The sequence below is a fragment of the Erysipelotrichaceae bacterium 66202529 genome (assembly GCA_017161075.1).
Taxonomy (GTDB): Bacteria; Bacillota_I; Bacilli_A; order Erysipelotrichales; family Erysipelotrichaceae; genus Clostridium_AQ.
Genome location: CP046174.1, coordinates 2,874,714 through 2,894,794, shown reverse-complemented (window position 1 = coordinate 2,894,794; position 20,081 = coordinate 2,874,714). Strand labels below are relative to the sequence as shown.

Sequence of the window (20,081 nt, the reverse complement as noted above, 5' to 3'; positions counted from 1 at the left end):
ATATGAATGAAGAATGTCAGAAACGGATTACCGCAATTACAAAGGGATTTGACTCCTGCAGAGCAGCGTTTACTGCAATCGGTGATGAAACCAGACAGGTGATTCTTCTGATTTTGATACAGAGTGATTTATCCGGTATACGCGTTGGAGAAATTGCACAGAAAGCATATTTGACCAGACCTTCTGTATCGCATCATCTGCAGATTTTAAAGGAGGCCGGTATCGTAAACATGCGTAAGGAAGGCACGAAGAATTATTATTACATCCGTGCCGATGATACCCAATGGAAGCAAATGAAGGAGCTGATTGGACTGATTTATGACAGTGTACTTCATATGAATGAGGAACAGGAGAAATCAATATGATACTATATTTTACAGGAACAGGAAACAGCGAATATACAGCAAGGCGAATCCAGCAGAAGACACAGGATACCATAAAGAATCTGTTTCCGTTTATACGGCAGCACAAAGCTGAGCCGATGCATTCGAAAAGGCCTTGGATCATCGTTACGCCGACCTATGCCTGGCGCATTCCCCGCATTGTTCAGGAATGGCTGCTTACTGCTGAGCTTACAGGAAATCCGGATATTTATTTTGTAATGACCTGCGGCGGATCGATTGGAAATGCAACTGATTATCTGAAGTGTCTGTGTAAGAAAAAGGGAATGCGGTACAGGGGCTGTATGGAAATTAAAATGCCGGAAAATTACATTGCTTTATTTGATACTCCGGACAAAGAGACAGCGCGCCGCATAATTACGGCAGCGCATAAGGATATGGATGAGGCTGCCCGCTATATCCAGGAGGAGACAGATTTTCCTGAGGTGGATGTTCATGCAAAGGATATCCTGAACAGTACCATTATCAATCCGTTGTTTTACCCATTGCTTGTGCATGCCCGCAAGTTTACTGCTACAAATGCCTGCATTGGCTGTAAAGCGTGTGAAGCAGCGTGTCCGCTTGGAAACATTAAAATGAAGCAGGGAAAACCAGTTTGGGGAACGCAGTGTACACATTGCATGGCATGTATCTGTACATGTCCAAAGGAGGCCATTGAATACGGAACGAAAAGCCAGGGGAAAACTCGTTATCTGTGCTCGCATGTACTGGCTGATGAAGAATAGAGAAGGATATAAACGATAACACCTATAAGGGGAAAAGATACGAGCTTTCTAAAATAGCGGTATATATCCGTCTGTTTAACAAGCGATTCTGGACTTCTCTAAAACAGGAAGGTATCGGATATAAAGGTTCCTTCTCACGTTAAGGTGCAAGAAGTAGATGAGATACAAAAGGATTGATAAACATCAGTCATATTGTATTTCACGTTTCTCATATACCAAGAGTAGAGAAAGAACCTATCACAATTCCTTCTTTTTTATAATATTAGCACCTATACAGCCCAAGCTGCATCATGAATGAAATCCCTTACTCTAAACACGGAAGGAAATCTATGGATCAGAGGATATACATATCTTTGAAGTCGGGTTTCTTGATAACAGCAGGGGTGAAGAGCATATCATATAAGCGCTAACTAGAATCAGTGTCAATACTGTACGTTACTTTACTGCTGGATAGCATGATACAAGCATATGATTTTATATAAAGGGGATTTGTATGCAGACACACATATTCTCAAAAGGACCAGCAAAACCATCTGTATCGTTTTGATAATGAGCGCTTAAAGTCAAATGCTTCTCTAAGTATGAGGCAAAAAAATTATGGTGATCCTAAACATATGAAGATAGAGAATGTGCTATACAGGTCATTCCTAAAGAAGAGGCATGTAAAACGGGTGATGTCCTGACAGGGGGATTTTCGGATATTTGGCAAAGAGAAGGAAAATTATTACATTTAAATGATAAAATCTGTATAAAATTTGAAGAAATGAATGACTTTTGAGCGTATTTGAGATAAAATCTAAGTTGATAGTGGGTGAATATTATAAATACCCCCATACTGGAGGAATACGTATGTACAATGATCATGATGAATTTGAAGTAAATGACTATGATGAGGACATCCGGCGCAGAGAGGCGCTGATTGAAGAAGCGAAGAATATTGAAATTTCTTCGGACTGGAATACAGTTTTCCGTGAAATTTCCGATTTAAAGAGAAAATGGAAACGGATTCCTTACTGGGATTCTGCTTATGAAGAGACCCTGATGGAACAATTTGACGGATATATGGATGCCTTTTATGCCAAACGGCGGGAGGGCTATGAAAGTAATCAGGCCATTAAGCAGGAATTGATTGAGCGGGCACGCAGTGTATCCGTGTCCAATAACTGGAATCAGGCAACAGAGGAAATGAATGAGCTGATGCAGCAGTGGAAGGCATCCGGCACGGCAGGGAAGGAAAGTGATGATGCCTTGTGGGAGGAGTTTAATGCGGCTCGCCAGACATTCTTTGATCGCAAGCATGAGCATTGGGAGAACATGCAGACAAAGTTCTCAAATGCAAAGGAAGTAAAGGAAGGGCTAATTGCGGAAGCAGCTGCTCTTGCGGATTCCATTGAATGGAATAAAACCGGTGAGAAATTCCGTGTGATGATGGATCAGTGGAAGGCGGCAGGTAGTGCAGGCAGAGAGCATGAGGATCGTCTGTGGAATGCATTTAATGAAAGCCGTCAAAAATTTTATGACAAAAGAAGCGCATATTATGACCAGCTGCATGAACAGCAGGACGGAAAATATGAGGAAAAGCGCAAGCTGGTAGAGCGTGCTGCTGAAATTGCACAGCGTAAGGAATATACCAGAGAGAATACAGATGTTATGAAAAACCTGAGTAAGGAATGGAAGGGCATCGGTTCCTGTGGAAAAGAGCGTGAGGATGAAATCTGGAAGGAATTCCGGGCAGTGATGGATTCTTATTTCGACGGTCTGCGTAACTGGAATGAACAGCGTCATGCGCAGTGGCGGCAGAGAATGCAGGAGGCACGTGCACGCAAGCAGGAGCTGATTCTGGATCAGCAGCGGCAGATTAAGCATATGCAGGAGGAAATTGTTGGTCTGATCGGACAGCGGGCGATTGATGATATGGAGGATCGTATCGAGGATAAAAAGGAATTTATTCGGGAGCTGGAGGAAGAACTGGCAGATATCGATAAATCCCTTGGAAAATAATATGCAATAAAGCATAACAAATAAAAATAGGAAAGCAGCAGGATAATGGTTCTTATCTGGTAACGGATAGGATATATCATCAGGGATAATAAAAGAAATGAGTACAGGATTTACTGATTCTGTACTCATTGGTTTCCTGATGATACCTAGCAGGTGATAAGAACCGAAGAAATCCATTGCTGCTTTTTTATGCATAACAGCAGTATATGCAATCCTTATTCCTGTATTCTTTTAATTGTTCGCTGGAAAGATAAAGAGAAGCCTTATAATTCGAAGTATGTTCTTATGGCATGAGAAATAAGTAACCAATGGGGGCCTTTCGAAAAAAATGCATAGATATAAAAATAAGGAAGCGGGTAATTTATGCGATATGGATGAAGAATGATGTTATCGTAATCAATATGAACGATACAATATAATACAGAAGTATTTATCTACATAAAATGGGTATAAGCGTTCATTGCCTCGTATTTGTGGCCATGTAAAAGCAGTGCATGACTTCATCAGTATAAGGTGATAAAAAGTAAAAGGATACCTGCGATTTGAATCCGTGTGTATCCTTTTCCTATATGCGGCAATTCATGAATATGTAGTGTTAGTTATGCGGGCTAACGCTGAGCGAGTTGTTGTTCATTTAACAGGATAATGCGTCCTCTGCTCAGTTTGAGAAGTCCTTCCTTTTGAAATTGCTTCAGCAAACGGGATACCACCTCACGGGCTGTACCGAGCTCATGTGCAAGCATATCATGTGTAAGAGAAAGTGATGTGGATTCCTGCAGCTGGCGCTGTGTCAGCAATGCCTGTGCCAGACGATGCTCGTTACTGGAAAACATGACCTCATACATCGTATTCATAACAGAGGAAAAGCGGTCTGCGACCAGTTCTGTGATAAAGTCCTTCACCTTGCAGTTAATCTCTGAAATTTTTTGCAAAATCTGTTTTGGTATAAGCAGCAGTGTTGTATCCGTTTCAAATTCCATACTGACAGTAAAGGTTAGTGAATGGATCATACATGCTGCGGACAATACGCAGATGTCCTGTTCCAATAGCCGGTACAGTGTGAGTTCCGTACCCTGTGGTGACATCATAAAAATGCGGGCCTGTCCGTTTACCAGCATTTCCAGTCCTGTGCATTCCTGATTACCATGATCCAGAATTTCTCCTTTATGAAAGCTTCGTTCGATGGTATAGGCTTGAAGAAGCTCCTGCTGTTCAATGGTTAAGTCCTTCCAGAAGGGAAGTGTTTCTATATAGTTTTGCATATCCTCATCCTTTCTTTCATCCCTATTATAACAGAACAGGCTTTTTACGGATACGGTATGCCTGTGTTTCCTATAGTATACGTAGAAGGTATAAAAGGCTATGCTGATAATGGTATAATACTGTATACCAATAGTGTATAAAGAATACGTAAGGGTTTGTCCAAAACGTATAAACACTGAAATTATCAGAAAGAAATTGTGATTACTATTATAAAACAAGAAAATAAATCGGAAATGATAGCATATTCTGGATACAGGATGCCTGAAGTACAGCTGTTTTACAATATGGAGCTTCCTGCAACTATGTAAATTTGGATAGCAGCATAGGATTCTGCAGAGGTTTGTGATAAAATAATACCATTCAGGCAGGAGGCGTCCTATGAAAATTGCACAGGTATTTGTTGAACATCCCATCATGCATTTAGACCATACCTTTACCTATGCATGCGATGGTTTTTCTTTACAGCGCGGTGTCCGTGTATCGGTGCCGTTTGGTAAGACCTCCATTGTCGGCTTTGTTATGAAGGTGGAAACCATCAGTGAACAGCAGGCTGCGGAATATGGCTTTACCATACGCTCTATTCACAAGGTGATCGATGAAGAGCCTCTGTTGAATGAGGAACTGCTTGCTCTCGGTCATTGGATGGCAACGACCTGCATTGTACCGGTGATCAGCTGTTTTCAATGTATGCTTCCGGCAAAGCTGAAGCCTAAATCCACACACGGGCATGCAAAGCTGGAAATCTGGGTACGCTATTGCAGGGATCAGGAAGGACTGACTGTAAAGCAGCGCAGTGCATTGGAGGCTTTAAAAACGGAAAAGGAAATGCTGCGTTCGCAGTTTTATCAGATATACAAAACACCGGCAAAAAAACTGGTGGAGCTGGGGCTTGCAGAGATATTTGAAAAAGAAGCACAGGCACAGCTGAAGCCACAGGAAATAACAGAGAAGGATATGAAGCTGAGTCCGGAGCAGCACCAGGCGCTGGAAGCATTAAAGCAAATTCAAAGCCATGAGATCGTTCTTCTGCATGGGGCAACCGGTAGTGGAAAGACGGAGGTGTTTTTGCAGTTGGCAAGGTCTGTCATGAACCGTGGAAAGCAGGTCTTGATTCTGGTGCCGGAAATATCTTTGACACCGCAAATGGTGAAACGTGTGACTGCGCGCTTTGGAAGCCATGTGGCAATCTATCATTCCGGTTTGAATGCTCAGGAAAAATATGAGCAGTATCAGCTTGTACGCCGTCATCAGGTGCAAATCGTTGTGGGAACGCGGAGTGCCGTATTCATGCCGTTTGATAATCTCGGCGTTATTATTATGGATGAGGAACACGATACCAGCTACAAGCAGGATTCAGCACCACGCTATCACTGCCGCGATATTGCTATAAAAAGAGGAGCGTTTCATCAGGCTCCAGTTGTTTTAGCAAGCGCCACACCGTCTTTGGAAACGTATGCCCGCGCAGTTAAGGGAGTATATCGTTTAATTGCTATGCCCAGTCGGATCAACGGCAGCTTTCCCCATGTAAAGCTGGTGGAAATGCGCAAGGCGGTAGGCCGGGGAGAAAGCTATCTGCTCAGCAATGAGCTGATGGCCGCAATGTATGAGCGGCTGCAGAAAAAAGAACAGATCATGCTGCTGCTGAATCGCAGAGGCTATACACCGATTCTTCGCTGTATCGGCTGTGGTCACGTTGTGATGTGTCCGCATTGTGAGGTGGCGATGTCCTATCATAAGGATGATAAGCAGTTAAAATGCCATACCTGTGGATATACGATGCCGGTACCGAATTACTGTCCCGCATGCGGAAGTGATACCTGGCGTTATCTGGGACTTGGTACACAAAAGCTGGAAGAGCTCGTGCAGATAAAGTTTCCGGATGCAAAAATTATCCGTATGGATGCGGATACAACGGGCAGAAAGCATGCGCATGAGGAGCTGCTGTCTGCCTTTGGCGATAAAAAAGCAGATATACTATTGGGAACACAGATGATTGCGAAGGGCTTGGATTTTGAAAATGTGACGCTGGTTGGCATTATCAACGGAGATGCTATGCTGAATCGCAGTGATTACCGCAGTGCCGAGCTGACCTATGATCTACTAGAGCAGGCATGTGGAAGAAGCGGCCGCGGCAGTAAGGATGGAGAGGTCATTATCCAGGCATACGATACAGCGCATTATGCTATACAGTGTGCGGCTCAGCACGATTACCGCACATTCTTTCAAAATGAAATGAAGTACCGCCATATTGCAGGCTATCCGCCGTATACGTATCTGGCATCTATGATTTTCTCCCACACATCTCAGGATGAGGTCGCAGCTGCAGCAGCCAGAGCAAAGCAGGTGCTGGAAGCACAAACTGGATTTCGTGTACTGGGACCGGCACAGCTGAATAAGCGAAAGGATGAAGTGCGGATGCGCATTTTGTTGAAGGGGAAGCAGCAGGAGCTGCTTGCAGGATGTGTCCGTATGGTTTATGATGCACATCTGGCGGCAAAGGCGAAGGCCAGACTGGATATTGATCTGTCTCCGGTAATGCTGGACTGAGGGAGGCTGTTATGAAAAAGAAAGAATGGATACCGGTGGTACTGGCACTGCTTCTGCTTGTCATCGGTGCACGATATGATTATCAGATTACCGATTTCCTGTATCAGCTGCTGCCGGTAACAGGAAGGATATTTGAACGCTTTTTACTTATTCCTGTCCAACTGATGACGGTTATTACAATGGCAATGCTGTTTCGTACCAAGAGAAATGCTTTTTATCTGCTGATTGGCTATGTGGCTTCCCTTTATATGCTGCAGGATGCGCTGCATTACTGGGTTTCCCTGTCGCATACAGAGATACAATTAGCGTTGTTGGCAGGAAGTGCATTCCTATGCGCTATGGTTCAGCTGATACTTCATTACACACCCTATGCGTGGATTCAGAAGCATTTATCATTTTTTGTGTTTTATACGCTGGTACTGCTGAGTGCGGTGTTGATTACCACCATCATCAAGGTGTCATGGGGACGCATCCGATACCGGGATATGCAGACGGCAACACAATTTTGTGTATGGTATCGGCCCTGCGGTTTATATGGAAACAACTCCTTTCCAAGCGGGCATACAACAGCTTTTACAACGCTGCTATGCTGGCTGCAATGGAAGAAAAATCCATATGAGAAGCCGGGTGTGCTACGCTATGTTTTGATTACGGCTTTGCTTATCCTCATGCCTGTCACCCGCATGATCATGGGCGCGCATTTTTTGAGTGATACCGCTATGGGATTTTTAATCACCTACAGCTGTTATATATATTACCGGCATTTTTTCAGAAAGAGAGGATATTTATGAATGCAAGAGGAATCGCCTTCGACATGCTGAAGGATATCTTTTTACACAAAACCTATAGTAATCTTTTGCTGCGCAAGGGGCTGAACAAGGCTAAAGCGCAGGATAAGGGACTTATTACGCAGATCGTTTATGGCACGCTGCAAAATTACCGGCTGTGCCGCTATCAGTGGATGGATTGTGTAAAGAAGCTGCCAAGCGATGAGGTATGCATAATACTGGATATGAGCGTATACCAGTTGCTTTATATGGACAAGCTGCCTGCTTATGCAATTATCAATGATGCTGTGGACATAACGAAAAAGCAGATTCATGTAAAAATGGCAAAGCTGGTCAATGCTGTATTGCATGCGGTGGAGCGTAGAGGGGAACGTGAGGTTACAGGCAAGCAGGAGGAAATTCTTGCCATCAAAACATCGCATCCAACCTGGCTTGTACAGATGTGGAAGGCACAGTATGGCTGGGATGTTACGCAGAACATATGTGAGGCGGACATGGAAACAAAGCCGAATGCCGCACGTGTGAATACATGGAAAATAACAAGAGATGCGCTTATGGAGCTGGATGCTTCCTTCCAAAAAGGATATTTGAGTGAGGATGCTGTTCTGTATGACACTTCTCTGGCAGCGACTCCATGGTATGAGCAGGGACTGCTTTCCATTCAGGATGAGGCAAGTCAGCTGATTGCCCGCATTGTGGATCCGCAACGGGGGGAGCAGATACTGGATGTGTGCAGCGCACCGGGAACAAAGGCTGATCACATGGCAGAGCTGATGCAGAATGAGGGCTGTATTGTATGTGGGGATATTCATGCACATCGGGTTGAACTCATAAAAGAAGGTGCTGTGCGTCTTGGCATCACGATTTTAAAGCCACAGGTTATGGATGCGACTGAGCTGAAGGAAGTTGAGGGTCTGCTTTTCGACCGGGTATTATGTGATGTACCATGCAGCGGCTATGGAGTATTAGCCAGAAAGAGCGATATCAAGGTTCATATGCAAAGTACGGATATGGACACGCTGATACCTGTTCAAAGGGCAATTCTTGCAAAGAGTGCTCATCATGTAAAAAAACAGGGAATTCTGGTTTATTCAACTTGTACGCTGAATAAAAAGGAAAACGAGAAACAGATACAGCTTTTTTTGAAGGAGCATCCAAATTTCAAATGTTTAGAGGAACGTACGATTTTTCCATTTGAAGCGCATACGGACGGGTTTTATATGGCAAAGCTACAAAGAATTTCGTAGGAAGCGAAGCATGACGTATCAAAGAATAAGAAGAAGCATAGCTGTTTGAAGTTTCCATGTTAGAGGCTGCTCTTACGTGGTATAATGAGCATATGAGGATAAGAAGCAGGATAGCGTGCGCCCAGATAGGAGTTGATCATATGAAGCGTTTACCAATCGGTGTTGAAAATTTTAAAGAGATTATGGAAAATAATTATTATTACATTGATAAAACAGACTTTATCAACGATATTTGCAATGAGAAGGTTGTTTTATATACAAGACCTCGTCGCTTTCACCGAAATAGTGTCGATACCTTTGGTATCCGACAAGAGGCGCGCTAGTAGCGGGAAAAACGTTGAATATGAGCAGGCGGTGCCCGCTCAGGCGTGCTCTATTATTTCTTTTCTATTAAAGAAAAGGAGCATGCGGATTTATTTCATGGCTTGAGCATCATGTCGAATCCAAAGGCTTTGACCTATCAGAATCGCTATCCTGTAATCTTTCTAACTCTGAAGGATATGAAAAATAATACATTTGAAAAACAGTTGAAAATGTTTAGTAAAATCATAGTCAATATAATCGAAGCATTTCCTGAATTATGGGACAGTGATAAATTGAGCAGTGCTTCTTTAAAGACGATAGAGATGTATCATGAAGGAGCACAGGAAGAAATCGATTTACAGGTATCCCTACAATTCATCGCACAATGCCTGATGCAGCATTATGGAAAGAAAGTAATTATTATAATAGATGAGTACGATGTACCTTTGCAGAGTGCTTATCTGAATGGGTATTATGATGATATGGTGAATTTTCTCAGAAATGTATTTAGCACTGCCTTGAAAACGAATGATGCATTGGAAAAAGGGGTATTAACCGGTTGTCTGAGAATTGCAAAGGAGTCAATTTTCACAGGACTGAATAATTTTAAAGTGAATTCCATCTTTGATGAAGTATCCAGACAGAGATTTGGGTTTACGCAAAGTGAAATAGATCTATTGCTTCAGGCGTATCATGCTGAGGAATACAAGGCTGTGGTAAAAGAATGGTAGGCGGTGCCCACCCATGGCGTGACGGCTATGAATTTGGCGGCTGTGATGTGTACAATCCCTGGAGTGTCCTGATGTATATGGATCGTTTCCTCAATTCCAGTAGAAAGATGCCGGAATCCTTTTGGGCGAATACGAGCGGGAACGATATCATTTATCGATACGTAAAGGAGGCAAATCCTCTCATGCGGGAGGAATTTGATGTACTGGCATCCGGCGGCATGATTGAAAAGCCGATCAAGGATGATTTGACCTATCGTGAAATGGATCAGATCAACAATGTGTATAGCTTTCTCTTGTATACAGGATATTTAAAGGTCGTAAGCTGTGTGAATGAGGAAGAAAAAAGATACCGTCTGATGATACCCAACAAAGAGATAAAACGGGTGTATGTATCCATATTCAGGGAATGGTTTGACGAGCAGGTAAAAAATAACGGAGCCACCTTTGTGGAAGCGTTGAAGCAAAAGGATATATCAGGCGCAACAGAGCTGTTAAATACTGTTTTATTTCAAAGCATCAGTTATTTTGATTACGATGAGAAATTTTATCATGGCTTGTTGCTTGGAATGATGAGCGAATATCAGGTCGTATCCAATCAGGAGTCAGGGCTGGGAAGAAGCGATATCACACTGCTGCCAATCAGCAGGCTATCCAGAGGGGTGCTGCTTGAATTAAAGGTCGCAAAGCGTGAAGAGGATTTACAAAAGCTGGCAGAGCAGGCGTGTAAGCAGATTATTGATATGAAATATATCGAAGGGCTAGAGCGAAAAGGGTATAAAGATATCGTTGGTTACGGTATTGCCTTTTATAAAAAATCCTGTGTGATTAAGGCAATAAAAGAAGTCTGAAGTATATAGGGAATAGCAAGTATATTATGAAAATGGTAGGAGAATCCTGCCTTTTCTTTATATCTGCAATATGTTATATTTAGTTTATAATAAATAGGAGGAAGGTATATGGGGTTTACAAATGATTATAAAAGGAAATTAAATATTCTAATACCGTATTATAGAAATAAGTATTTAAAAGAAACGAAGGATGGTAAGTGGCAACAAATTATGTTTTATATGAATGATGAAACAAAGCTTCCGATATGCTCTTCAAAGCTATATTGCGGTCTGGAAAAACAAAGCATGCTGGTAAGAGATGATATCTATAATTTTGCTGTAACAAAATTGCAAAAAAAGGCGGTAGAAAATACGGAGTGGAATCAGATAATAAATGATACAGCATACAAATTGTCAGCACTTATGGATTTTAGAAAGGAAGAGGAATGCATCTATGTATTAAAGAGTGCATGTAGAAAGCTTAGACCTTGTAAAGATGTTCTTTATTATGGCGAGGTATTGTGGTTATTTGAAATCCTATGTGTGTATTTCATAGCTAGAAATAACATGATTTCAGAAAAAGATTTTTATCATCTTGATGCGGTGACCGTCGTGTTCGAAAATGAGCTAAAACAACTAGCAATGTATTATCTATTTGTATATGCCAATCATCACGAAGATGAAAAAATAGCATATATACTGGATAAATATGATTATCATGCCTCTAAACTGCTGCCCAATCAATTGTTTGCGATGACTGAGGATTTGCGGAATGGGAAGATGTTAAGGGTTTTGGATACTGGAAAAGAATTAGAAGCAGTATTTCTGAAGACAGAAAATTGGATTCAGCTTTATTATCTATATACGAAGCTGTTATCAATTTATATCAATTTAGATCTTGAAATGGCAGAAGTATATATCAAGAAAATGAAATATATGCTGGCAGAGAATGAAGAATTAACTTTGAATCAAAAATATAATGGATATATGAATCTTGGTACTATTTTATTATATGCAGGTAAATATGAGAAGAGTATTGAATGTTTAAAGGAAGCTATAAAGCTTTCGGATATAAAGCTTGTGCGATGCGCAATCTGTATTTGTCATGCATATCGTATGCTAAACCATTCCATACCATTTGAATATTTAGAAATTGATGATATAACAAAGGGAGATACTGTTGATTGGATCGTATACGCTTTTTTTCACAATTTTAAAGTGGGAGACAGCGAAAATCAAAAGAAATATATAATAAAAAAGGTCCTGCCATTTCTTGAAATAAACGATAAGCTCTATTTGAAAATAGTAGAAGAAGAGCTTGAAGTACTATGTGAAAATGGAAAGGGTTATAAGGCAGTTTATGATTTCTATGCATATATCCGTAAAAAAACAAAAGAAAATCAGAGATAAAAGAGAAAAATAATAAGATTTTTTATGTTTTGGTAAAAAGCTTGTTGGTTATTAAAATTGAAGCTATACTTAGTATATAGCACAAGGAGAAATATGATAGCTGTTAAAAAACTGATTTTGTCACTTCTATGCCTGGCATTTATGTATTCAGGTACAGTTAATGTGGAAGGTCCAGGTATACAGGCAAGAGGTGGAGGTATTATTGTAGAAGAGTAAAAGGAGGAACGTGTGACCGCCATCTTGTGTAAACACGTAAAGAATTATGAAAAAATTATTTTTATCTTTAATCACAGGTTTTATGTTATGTACCATGAGTGTTGCGGCAGATGAGTTTACGCAAAGTTCATCTTTTCATACATACCAAGGGGGATATGTAACTTTAACACGGAAGCATTGGACTTCATATAGTGTTAATGGAAGAATTAAGGTAAAATCAACAATTAAAGTTACAAATCGAGCCACTGAAACAAACACAGGCACACAGTATTCAAAAATTGTTTCTAGATACACTGCAGGACCATATGATTATCATACACATGGAGGGGGGCAAGCATAGAACATAGACGGTACGAAATTGTACCGTTTTCTTGTCGCAATATGAAGAAAATTTTATTTATGCTAGTCTGCATACTGCAGATTCTTGTCGTTTTCTGCGTGAAATCAGCATACAATGAACGTGATTTATCTGATATACCGGGTTCCTTCGGACTGGAAAAAGAAAAAAAATCAACATTTTTTGAAGTAATGCCAAATATAAAGGGATATGATAATGAACAGTTTTTAAATGATCTTGTGCAAATTTCAAAAGAGTATAACTGTGCGGTGGAACGGAGTGAATATAATAATTCTGAATATATATGGTATCTATACAGTCCCTACGATATTTTCAAAATCATGGATATCAACAAAATTAGTGATAACGATATTACGTATGATAATCAAAAGCGATATGATACAGAACAAAACAGTCTGCACTTATTCAATCAGGATATTCGATTCATCATACGTCCTTTCAAAGATTTGAATCAGAGATTTCAGAATTTGGCTGGAGATTACAGGCTGTGGTATGATCAGGAAGAAGAAAAAAATGCATTTCTTGCGGATATTTCCAAGCAATATTCAAGTGCTATCCAGGAGTTAGGAGCTTTTGAAAGACATGAATTTACGTTATCAGCCTATCTTATGGAAAACATTATACCCATGTGCATAATAAGCTTTTTGCTGCTTGGGCTTCTTCTTATCATGCTGGTGAATCAGAAATTGAAAGCTATCGGAATATTAAAAAGCATGGGGATTTCAGGGTTACGAATAGGTAGAATACTGTATCAGAAGCTGTTTATTCAAATCTTTGCAGTATCATTTATCAGCATGGTCCTTGCTCATATTTGGATGATAGGTACTGTATCAAGACAGGCGTATGAGGCGATTCTTTTACTTTCCTTCTTCTGGATAGGATTTCTATTTGGTATTCTTCTCGTATTTGCAATCACCGTATTATTGATACTGCGCAGCCCTGTTTATGCATTTATTAAAAACAAAAATTTTACTAGGCGCTTTATGAATTTGAATTATATATATGGTGTTCTTTCACTCCTTATTCTCATGCCAATGTGTACGGCTGCATGGCAGCGGATGCAACAGAATCTTCCAACCCTTCAGGTACTTTTCAAGCAACGCAAAATGCTAGATTCCTATGTGTATGCGTTTGACTATCAAGACGGGTTTCGTTTTGATGGCTATGATGAAGCTTCCATTGAGGAAGACTATAAAAATAAAAAAACAATCCAAAATGATATGTATTATGTACATCTGAATGAATATGAAATGATAAACAAAGCTGGTGGAATCTTTTATCAAAAAGGTGTGATTCCCGTAGGTGAGAAACTGCAGCCATATGCGGAAGTGAATCTGAATTATATAAAACGATTTGCTCTCAGAATGCAGGACGGCAGTCGTGTGAAATTGAAAAATAAAAAGGATACCGTATATATTCTACTACCAGTATCTATGAAAAACACAGACGTCAGCGCTATTGAGACATATGATAATCAAATTGAAAAGCTGTATATTCAGGATGATCAATCAAATGCAGTAGATTTTTCCTTATTGGATAATATGCTGGAAACTACATCCCCTTTATTTTATGTTGTATACAGTGATGATGCCTTCCGTTTAGGTAAAAAGGTGGCAAATTTTGTATATCTGGATGTGAATCAACAGGATATTTTGACCTCTGTCCATAATGGAATAAATTTGGAGCTTGTTAACAGTAATGAACGTATTCAAGAGCGGTTACAGCTTCTGACAAAGGAATTGCTTCTACAAGGGGCAGTATTTATACCTTCCGGAATGTTAATTCTGCTGATTATGGCTGAGTATACGTATTTGTATCTGCTATCCTTTCGACAGCGCATTTTTGTTAGACGGGTACAGGGAACCTCCTTTTTCAGGGTTTACCTACGATTATTTACAGAGCTGAGCGCCCCTTTTGTATTTGTAATCGCATTACTTCATGAGCAGGAGGATTGGAAAATCACTTGTGTCTTTCTGATTGTTAGTTTGATTGCATCGATGCTGTTTGTATATATAAAGGATAAAGGTATACGGAAGCAAAGCAGGGAGGTGAATATCTGATGAAGTCAATCGTGTTAAAGAATATTACGCATATATATGGTAAGAAAACAGTTTTAAATGATTTGACAATCACATTGCCAGTCAAGCAAATGGTTGCCATATGCGGGCCAAGTGGCTGTGGGAAGACGACCCTTCTCAATATCATCGGTCTGTTGGAGCGTCCAAGCAAAGGGGAAGTGCTATATGATGAGATAACACTTTGTGCAAATAGCAGCAAAGCGATAAAGAAGCTTCGTTATACCATAGGTTTCCTGTTTCAAAATTATGGTTTATCGGATAATGATACGGTATTATGGAATATGATGAGTGCTATGGAATACGTAAAAGCTGGTAAGGAAGAAAAAAAGAGACGCATAGCACGGGCATTGGAAAAAGTCGGATTATCCGGTATTGAGGAGCAGAATGTTTGTCAGCTATCCGGGGGTGAGCAGCAGCGTATTGCATTGGCAAAGCTGATGGTGAAGCCCTGTGAGCTGATTCTAGCGGATGAGCCGACAGGGAATTTGGATGAAGAAAATCGAGATATCGTATTCTCCATCCTGCGGAATTTGAATCAGGAAGGAAAGACAGTGATTATGGTTACGCACGATCCAGTGCTTGCGGAGCGCTGTGATGAGATTATATGGCTCAATAAGAACTGAAAAAACAAAGGCATTGAAATTTCTTAAAATCATTTTTTTAGCGACTTATATTCAGATAAATTTACACAGTATCTTCGCTAAAATTTAACCTTTAAATAAATTTGAAAAGCTGAAACAAGAAAAAAACTGTATTAGCTTTTTTTACAGACATAAATAAGGATTACAAATATCTATGTAAAAGAGAAACAAAATACGGTATACTGGAGCTATTGATACAGGAAGTACGGGTATACGGACAACCGTACTGTGTACTTTTTTAGATAAAAGGAGAATGTATGGAAGATAGAAAAAGTATTTCCATGGATGCCTTCATGGAGGATTTTGCAAATGTATATTATATAAAGCTGTTGTTAAAGGAGCCTGTTGAAATCCGTAATGACAAGATTCTGGAGCTGCTGCTTCAACGCTTTAACAATGTGGACACCGTCGTGGAACAAAATGGTATGTATTCCTATGCACTAACGGATCATAAGGTAACCTATAAGGATGAGATAAAGGTACCATCGCAGCTCTTGATTACGCAGCCGATTGTATTTGACAAAACGACGTTATCAGATATGGTGTTGCAGCAATGCTGGACATGTGAGGATGTGGATGCACTGCTTAAAAGCTGTCAGTATGAGATCATGTTCTCTGATTTCATGGCTGGCGGGCTTCCTTTGCGCAAGCGTTGTGAAATACTGGCAGTCTTTGCGGATATCATGATGGAAATCTATCCGGAGGCAATCGCCATGTATTGGCCTCATGCAGGGAAAATTGTTCCCAGAGCTGCATGGATAAGCAGCGGCTGGAGTGATCCGGCTCTCCATTTTCTGGATGGCGGTGTGAATGTGCGTCTGTTTAACATCATGGATAGCCAGGATAAGGTTGTGGATACCACCGGATTTACCGCACTTGGTCTCTGTGATTTGCAATGCCATTTCCATGATCTGGATGTGAATTTTATAGTCCGGTATTTGTATAATTTTGCATCCTATTTGTATACATCCGGAAAAGATGTCATACGGGATGGCGATACCATGGATGGAAGAACTGCGCAGGAACGCTGGCGCTGTCAGCATGAGGATGCCCTGATCCTGCCAAAGCGGGTTGTGATTGACGTGAATCCTGGAGAGTTTGCTTCTGGAAAGCGCAATGAAGAGTGATGAATAGAATATTGAACTGCGAGCTAATTCACTGATAAATGATAACTTTAAAAAAAACCTGGATTGGGAATATAGTAAGAAAAAGCGTGAGAAGTATACAGAAATGAAGAATCGTCTTCTTCTCAATCATCTGCATTTTCGGGGAATCGCAAGCATCCCCATCTCCTTTTGATTGCAAATGCTCCTGCAAAAGGCGTATAATGATGAACAGATGAGAGGTGACGTTATGTTAGAGAAAAACATACTGGAAACCGTACTGGAAATTGCCTGCAGTACCGCAGGTGATTTTGCGGAAATCTTTGAAGAAACCAATTACAGTACGAGAATTTCCATGCTGAATGACGATGTAGAAAGTACAAACAGCGGAATCCGTTACGGCCTGGGTCTGCGGATTTATCATGGCTTGGAATCCGTATACGGATACACCAATGATACAGAAGAAGAAAATCTGAAGCAGTTCGCAGGAAAGCTTGCGGCCAGCCTTGGTGAACAGAAAAAGACAGCAAGCAAGGTGCAGCTGCAGGAGGTCTTTTATGAAAATGCGCATCCGATACGCTGTATTCCAAAGGATACGCCGCTGAAGGAGAAAGTGACGCTTATGAAGCGTGCCAGTGAAGCTGCCCGCGCTTATGATGAACACGTTAAAAAGGCGATTGTAAACTATCAGGATGATGAGCAGCACGTGGCAATATCCAATTCGGAAGGGAAATACATCCGGGATGTGCGCATTCGTACAAGAATGGCGGTATCTGCTGTCGCTGAGGATGGTGCATTGCGGGAAACGGGAAGCTGTTCTCCCGGCGGCAGTGAGGGAATGGAATTTTATGAAACGCACAAGCCCGAGGAAATCGGGAAAGAGGCAGCCCGTATTGCAATGACGATGCTGTATGCCGAACCATGTCCAAGCGGTGTCATGCCGGTCATTATCGACAACGGCTTTGGCGGAGTTATCTTCCATGAGGCCTGCGGACATTCGCTGGAAGCCCGCGGCGTAGCGAAAAATCAATCCAATTTTGCAGGAAAGCTCGGACAGAAAATCGCAAGTGAGTGTGTAACAGCGGTTGATGACGGCACAATTCCGAATGCATGGGGAAGTGCAAACATCGATGATGAGGGAAATTTTACCCGTCGTACAGTACTGATCGAAAAGGGGATTTTAAGAAGCTATTTGGTAGACACTCTGAATGGACGCCGTCTACATATGCCATCTACTGCTTCCTCAAGACGGCAATCCTATCAATATGAAACAACATCCCGAATGACGAACACCTTCCTTTTAAACGGAACGGATCAGCTGGAGGATATGATAAAGGAAACACCATACGGTCTTTATGCCAAAACGATGGCAGGCGGCAGTGTACAGCCAACCGGTGATTTTAACTTTGCAGTGCGCGAGGCATATCTGATTGAGGATGGAAAAATCACACATCCGGTAAAGGGCGCAACCCTTATCGGAAACGGTTCGGATACCTTATTGAAAATTGACCGTGTCGCAGGAAACCTGAAACGTGCCCAGGGTATGTGTGGTTCAACCAGCGGCAGTATTCCGACAGATGTTGGACAGCCGGCAATACGTGTCAGTGAAATGACAGTCGGCGGCAGTGAAGGAGGTAAGGGACATGCATAAGGAGCTGTGGCTGAAGGCAGCAGGGGATGTGGGAATTGAGGATTTGGAAATCTATGAACAGAAAAGCAGATCCACCTCCATTCGTTTATATGAGGGAAGCGTTGACAGCTATACGATCAGTGAGTGCAACGGTATTTCCTTACGCGGTATGTATGCCGGCAATATAGGGCTTTGCTTTCTTGAACAGGATGATGACAGCCTGATGGAGTATGCACTGCAACAGGTAAAGGAAAACGCAGAGGCGATTACCTGTAAAGATGAAGTGGAAATATATGCAGGGGATTCTTCCTACCCGCAGCTCAACCAGCGTACCTGTACCATTAAAGAGCAGCAGGATGAGGAAAAAATTCAGCTTCTGAAGGATATTGAAAAGCAGCTGCAGGAATCGGATGCCAGAATATCCCAGGTCATGAACACCAGCTATGGTGAGGTGGATGTTCAAATTTCCATTGACAATACAAAGGGAGTTCATTTGCATGACGAACAGCATATTGCCTTTATCAGTGCTTCCGTTATGGCAAAGGATGGCGAGGATACAAAAATCGCAAGTGACTGGCGGTATCTGTATGATGCATCTGATATAGACGCCTTCGCATTTGCGCAGGGGTTAAGTCAGAAGGTGCTTGCCAAGCTGCATGGTGAAAGCGTAAAAAGTGCAGCGTACCCGGTGCTGATCGATAAAGAGGCAATGGCTGATTTATTGCAGGCATTCAGCGGTATGTTTGACGGCGAGAGTGCGTATAAGGGGATTTCTCTTTTGAATGACAGTATGGGAAAGCAGATATTCAGTGACATTATCACGATTGTGGATGATCCTCTCATGGAGGATGGCTATAATTCCAGAAGCTTTGATGATGAAGGTGTTGCCTGCAGGAAAAAAACACTGGTGGAGCAGGGGGTATTAAAAAACTATCTGCATAATCTGAAATCTGCGAAGCTGATGAACGCTGTGTCAACAGGAAACGGGTTTAAGGCAGGCTATGCCTCCAATGTGGGGATTGCGCCAAGTAATCTGTATATTGAAAACGGAAATGCCAGCGTTGAGGATATGATTGCTTCAATGAAAGAGGGCATCATCGTTACAGAAATTACCGGACTTCATGCAGGATTGAATGCGATGACTGGGGAGTTTTCTTTGCAGTCACAGGGCTGGTATGTAAAGGATGGAAAAAAGCTTCGTCCAGTGAATCTGATTACGATTGCCGGAAACTTCCTGGATGCCATGAAGGATATCGCAATGCTGGGTAATGATGGCAAGCTGAATGCAAGCTCTATCGGATCCCCGAGCATATTGTTTACATCTCTTTCTGTCAGTGGCTTATAATAATCACCTTACATGCATTTTGATACACCTGTATAAATCACAAAATTTATCTTTACTGCAAGCAGAGCAAGCACTGTATAGCCTGTGTCTTCCCGCATGCAGTCAACCTTGTTAGGGAATGCGTAAAGAGAACGATAAATACTGGTATATGTATATAAACACAAAAATATATATGACTGAAAAAATTGCAATCTTCTATACGATAAAAAAATTTTATTATGAAAATAATAAAAACGTTGAAGTAGCATCAGGAATATTTTATAATAAGGACGCCAAATCCAGAGGCCGAAAGGCCGCAAGAAAGGGACAGAGTACTCGCAAACGTGACTCTGTCCCTTTTGACGTTGTAAGAGGTACCAAATCCAGGAGTTATGAAAATGAAATGGCAGTTACACCTCCTTCCCGCTGCAGTATCATCCCAGTATCTATGTATCTACCATACTGAGAAATCTGTCTACTTATGCCGC

At 41.4% G+C, this 20,081-nt stretch carries 17 protein-coding genes and 1 pseudogene; 17 read left to right on the top strand and 1 reads right to left on the bottom strand.

What is annotated here, in order from left to right; genetic code table 11:
- Positions 1-2 precede the first annotated feature (2 nt).
- From GKZ87_13845 to GKZ87_13835, 3 genes are all read left to right on the top strand, one after another.
- Complete coding sequence (locus tag GKZ87_13845) at positions 3-365, top strand: metalloregulator ArsR/SmtB family transcription factor (GenBank protein ID QSI26488.1); 363 nt, start codon at positions 3-5, stop codon at positions 363-365.
- Positions 362-1,126: a flavodoxin gene (locus GKZ87_13840; protein ID QSI26487.1), complete on the top strand. Its 765-nt coding sequence runs from the start codon at positions 362-364 to the stop codon at positions 1,124-1,126. Before GKZ87_13845 ends, GKZ87_13840 begins: the two co-directional genes overlap by 4 nt.
- 849 nt (positions 1,127-1,975) lie before the next feature.
- Positions 1,976-3,127 (top strand): DUF349 domain-containing protein, encoded by a 1,152-nt coding sequence (locus GKZ87_13835; GenBank protein ID QSI26486.1) that lies wholly within the window; start codon positions 1,976-1,978, stop codon positions 3,125-3,127.
- 608 nt (positions 3,128-3,735) lie between these two features.
- Here the strand turns inward: GKZ87_13835 and GKZ87_13830 are convergent.
- Positions 3,736-4,389, bottom strand: coding sequence for a helix-turn-helix domain-containing protein (locus GKZ87_13830; GenBank protein QSI26485.1), 654 nt, complete (start codon positions 4,387-4,389; stop codon positions 3,736-3,738).
- A gap of 379 nt (positions 4,390-4,768) precedes the next feature.
- On the opposite strand from GKZ87_13830, the gene priA reads away from it, so the two are divergent.
- The 14 genes and pseudogenes from priA (at position 4,769) to GKZ87_13760 (ending at position 20,059) form a co-directional block, all read left to right on the top strand.
- Positions 4,769-6,937 carry a primosomal protein N' gene (gene priA, locus GKZ87_13825; GenBank protein ID QSI26484.1) on the top strand — a complete coding sequence of 723 codons (2,169 nt, stop codon included), beginning with the start codon at positions 4,769-4,771 and terminating at the stop codon, positions 6,935-6,937.
- A gap of 11 nt (positions 6,938-6,948) precedes the next feature.
- Entirely contained in the window at positions 6,949-7,728 is a 780-nt protein-coding gene (locus GKZ87_13820; GenBank protein QSI26483.1) for a phosphatase PAP2 family protein, read from the top strand.
- Positions 7,725-8,972: a 16S rRNA (cytosine(967)-C(5))-methyltransferase RsmB gene (gene rsmB / locus GKZ87_13815; protein ID QSI26482.1), complete on the top strand. Its 1,248-nt coding sequence runs from the start codon at positions 7,725-7,727 to the stop codon at positions 8,970-8,972. The genes GKZ87_13820 and rsmB overlap by 4 nt, the downstream gene beginning before the upstream one ends.
- Positions 8,973-9,112: 140 nt before the next feature.
- Complete coding sequence (locus GKZ87_13810; protein QSI26481.1) at positions 9,113-9,295, top strand: AAA family ATPase; 183 nt, start codon at positions 9,113-9,115, stop codon at positions 9,293-9,295.
- A gap of 45 nt (positions 9,296-9,340) precedes the next feature.
- On the top strand, positions 9,341-10,006 hold the full coding sequence (locus GKZ87_13805; protein QSI26480.1) for an AAA family ATPase: 666 nt from the start codon (positions 9,341-9,343) through the stop codon (positions 10,004-10,006).
- Positions 10,000-10,854 carry a hypothetical protein gene (locus GKZ87_13800; protein QSI26479.1) on the top strand — a complete coding sequence of 285 codons (855 nt, stop codon included), beginning with the start codon at positions 10,000-10,002 and terminating at the stop codon, positions 10,852-10,854. Before GKZ87_13805 ends, GKZ87_13800 begins: the two co-directional genes overlap by 7 nt.
- A gap of 108 nt (positions 10,855-10,962) precedes the next feature.
- On the top strand, positions 10,963-12,243 hold the full coding sequence (locus tag GKZ87_13795; protein QSI26478.1) for a hypothetical protein: 1,281 nt from the start codon (positions 10,963-10,965) through the stop codon (positions 12,241-12,243).
- Between the two features lie 376 nt (positions 12,244-12,619).
- Positions 12,620-12,799, top strand: a pseudogene (locus tag GKZ87_13790) (hypothetical protein).
- A gap of 41 nt (positions 12,800-12,840) precedes the next feature.
- The gene (locus GKZ87_13785; protein QSI26477.1) at positions 12,841-14,877 is read left to right on the top strand and encodes a DUF1430 domain-containing protein; all 2,037 of its coding nucleotides are present in this window, start codon (positions 12,841-12,843) and stop codon (positions 14,875-14,877) included.
- Positions 14,877-15,518, top strand: a complete 642-nt coding sequence (locus GKZ87_13780) for an ATP-binding cassette domain-containing protein (protein QSI26476.1) — start codon at positions 14,877-14,879, stop codon at positions 15,516-15,518. Before GKZ87_13785 ends, GKZ87_13780 begins: the two co-directional genes overlap by 1 nt.
- Positions 15,519-15,793: 275 nt before the next feature.
- The gene (locus tag GKZ87_13775; protein QSI26475.1) at positions 15,794-16,663 is read left to right on the top strand and encodes a DUF4261 domain-containing protein; all 870 of its coding nucleotides are present in this window, start codon (positions 15,794-15,796) and stop codon (positions 16,661-16,663) included.
- Between the two features lie 226 nt (positions 16,664-16,889).
- Positions 16,890-18,290 carry a TldD/PmbA family protein gene (locus GKZ87_13770; GenBank protein QSI26474.1) on the top strand — a complete coding sequence of 467 codons (1,401 nt, stop codon included), beginning with the start codon at positions 16,890-16,892 and terminating at the stop codon, positions 18,288-18,290.
- Positions 18,283-19,614, top strand: coding sequence for a TldD/PmbA family protein (locus tag GKZ87_13765; protein ID QSI26473.1), 1,332 nt, complete (start codon positions 18,283-18,285; stop codon positions 19,612-19,614). Before GKZ87_13770 ends, GKZ87_13765 begins: the two co-directional genes overlap by 8 nt.
- A 118-nt stretch (positions 19,615-19,732) precedes the next feature.
- On the top strand, positions 19,733-20,059 hold the full coding sequence (locus GKZ87_13760; protein QSI26472.1) for a hypothetical protein: 327 nt from the start codon (positions 19,733-19,735) through the stop codon (positions 20,057-20,059).
- Positions 20,060-20,081 lie beyond the last annotated feature (22 nt).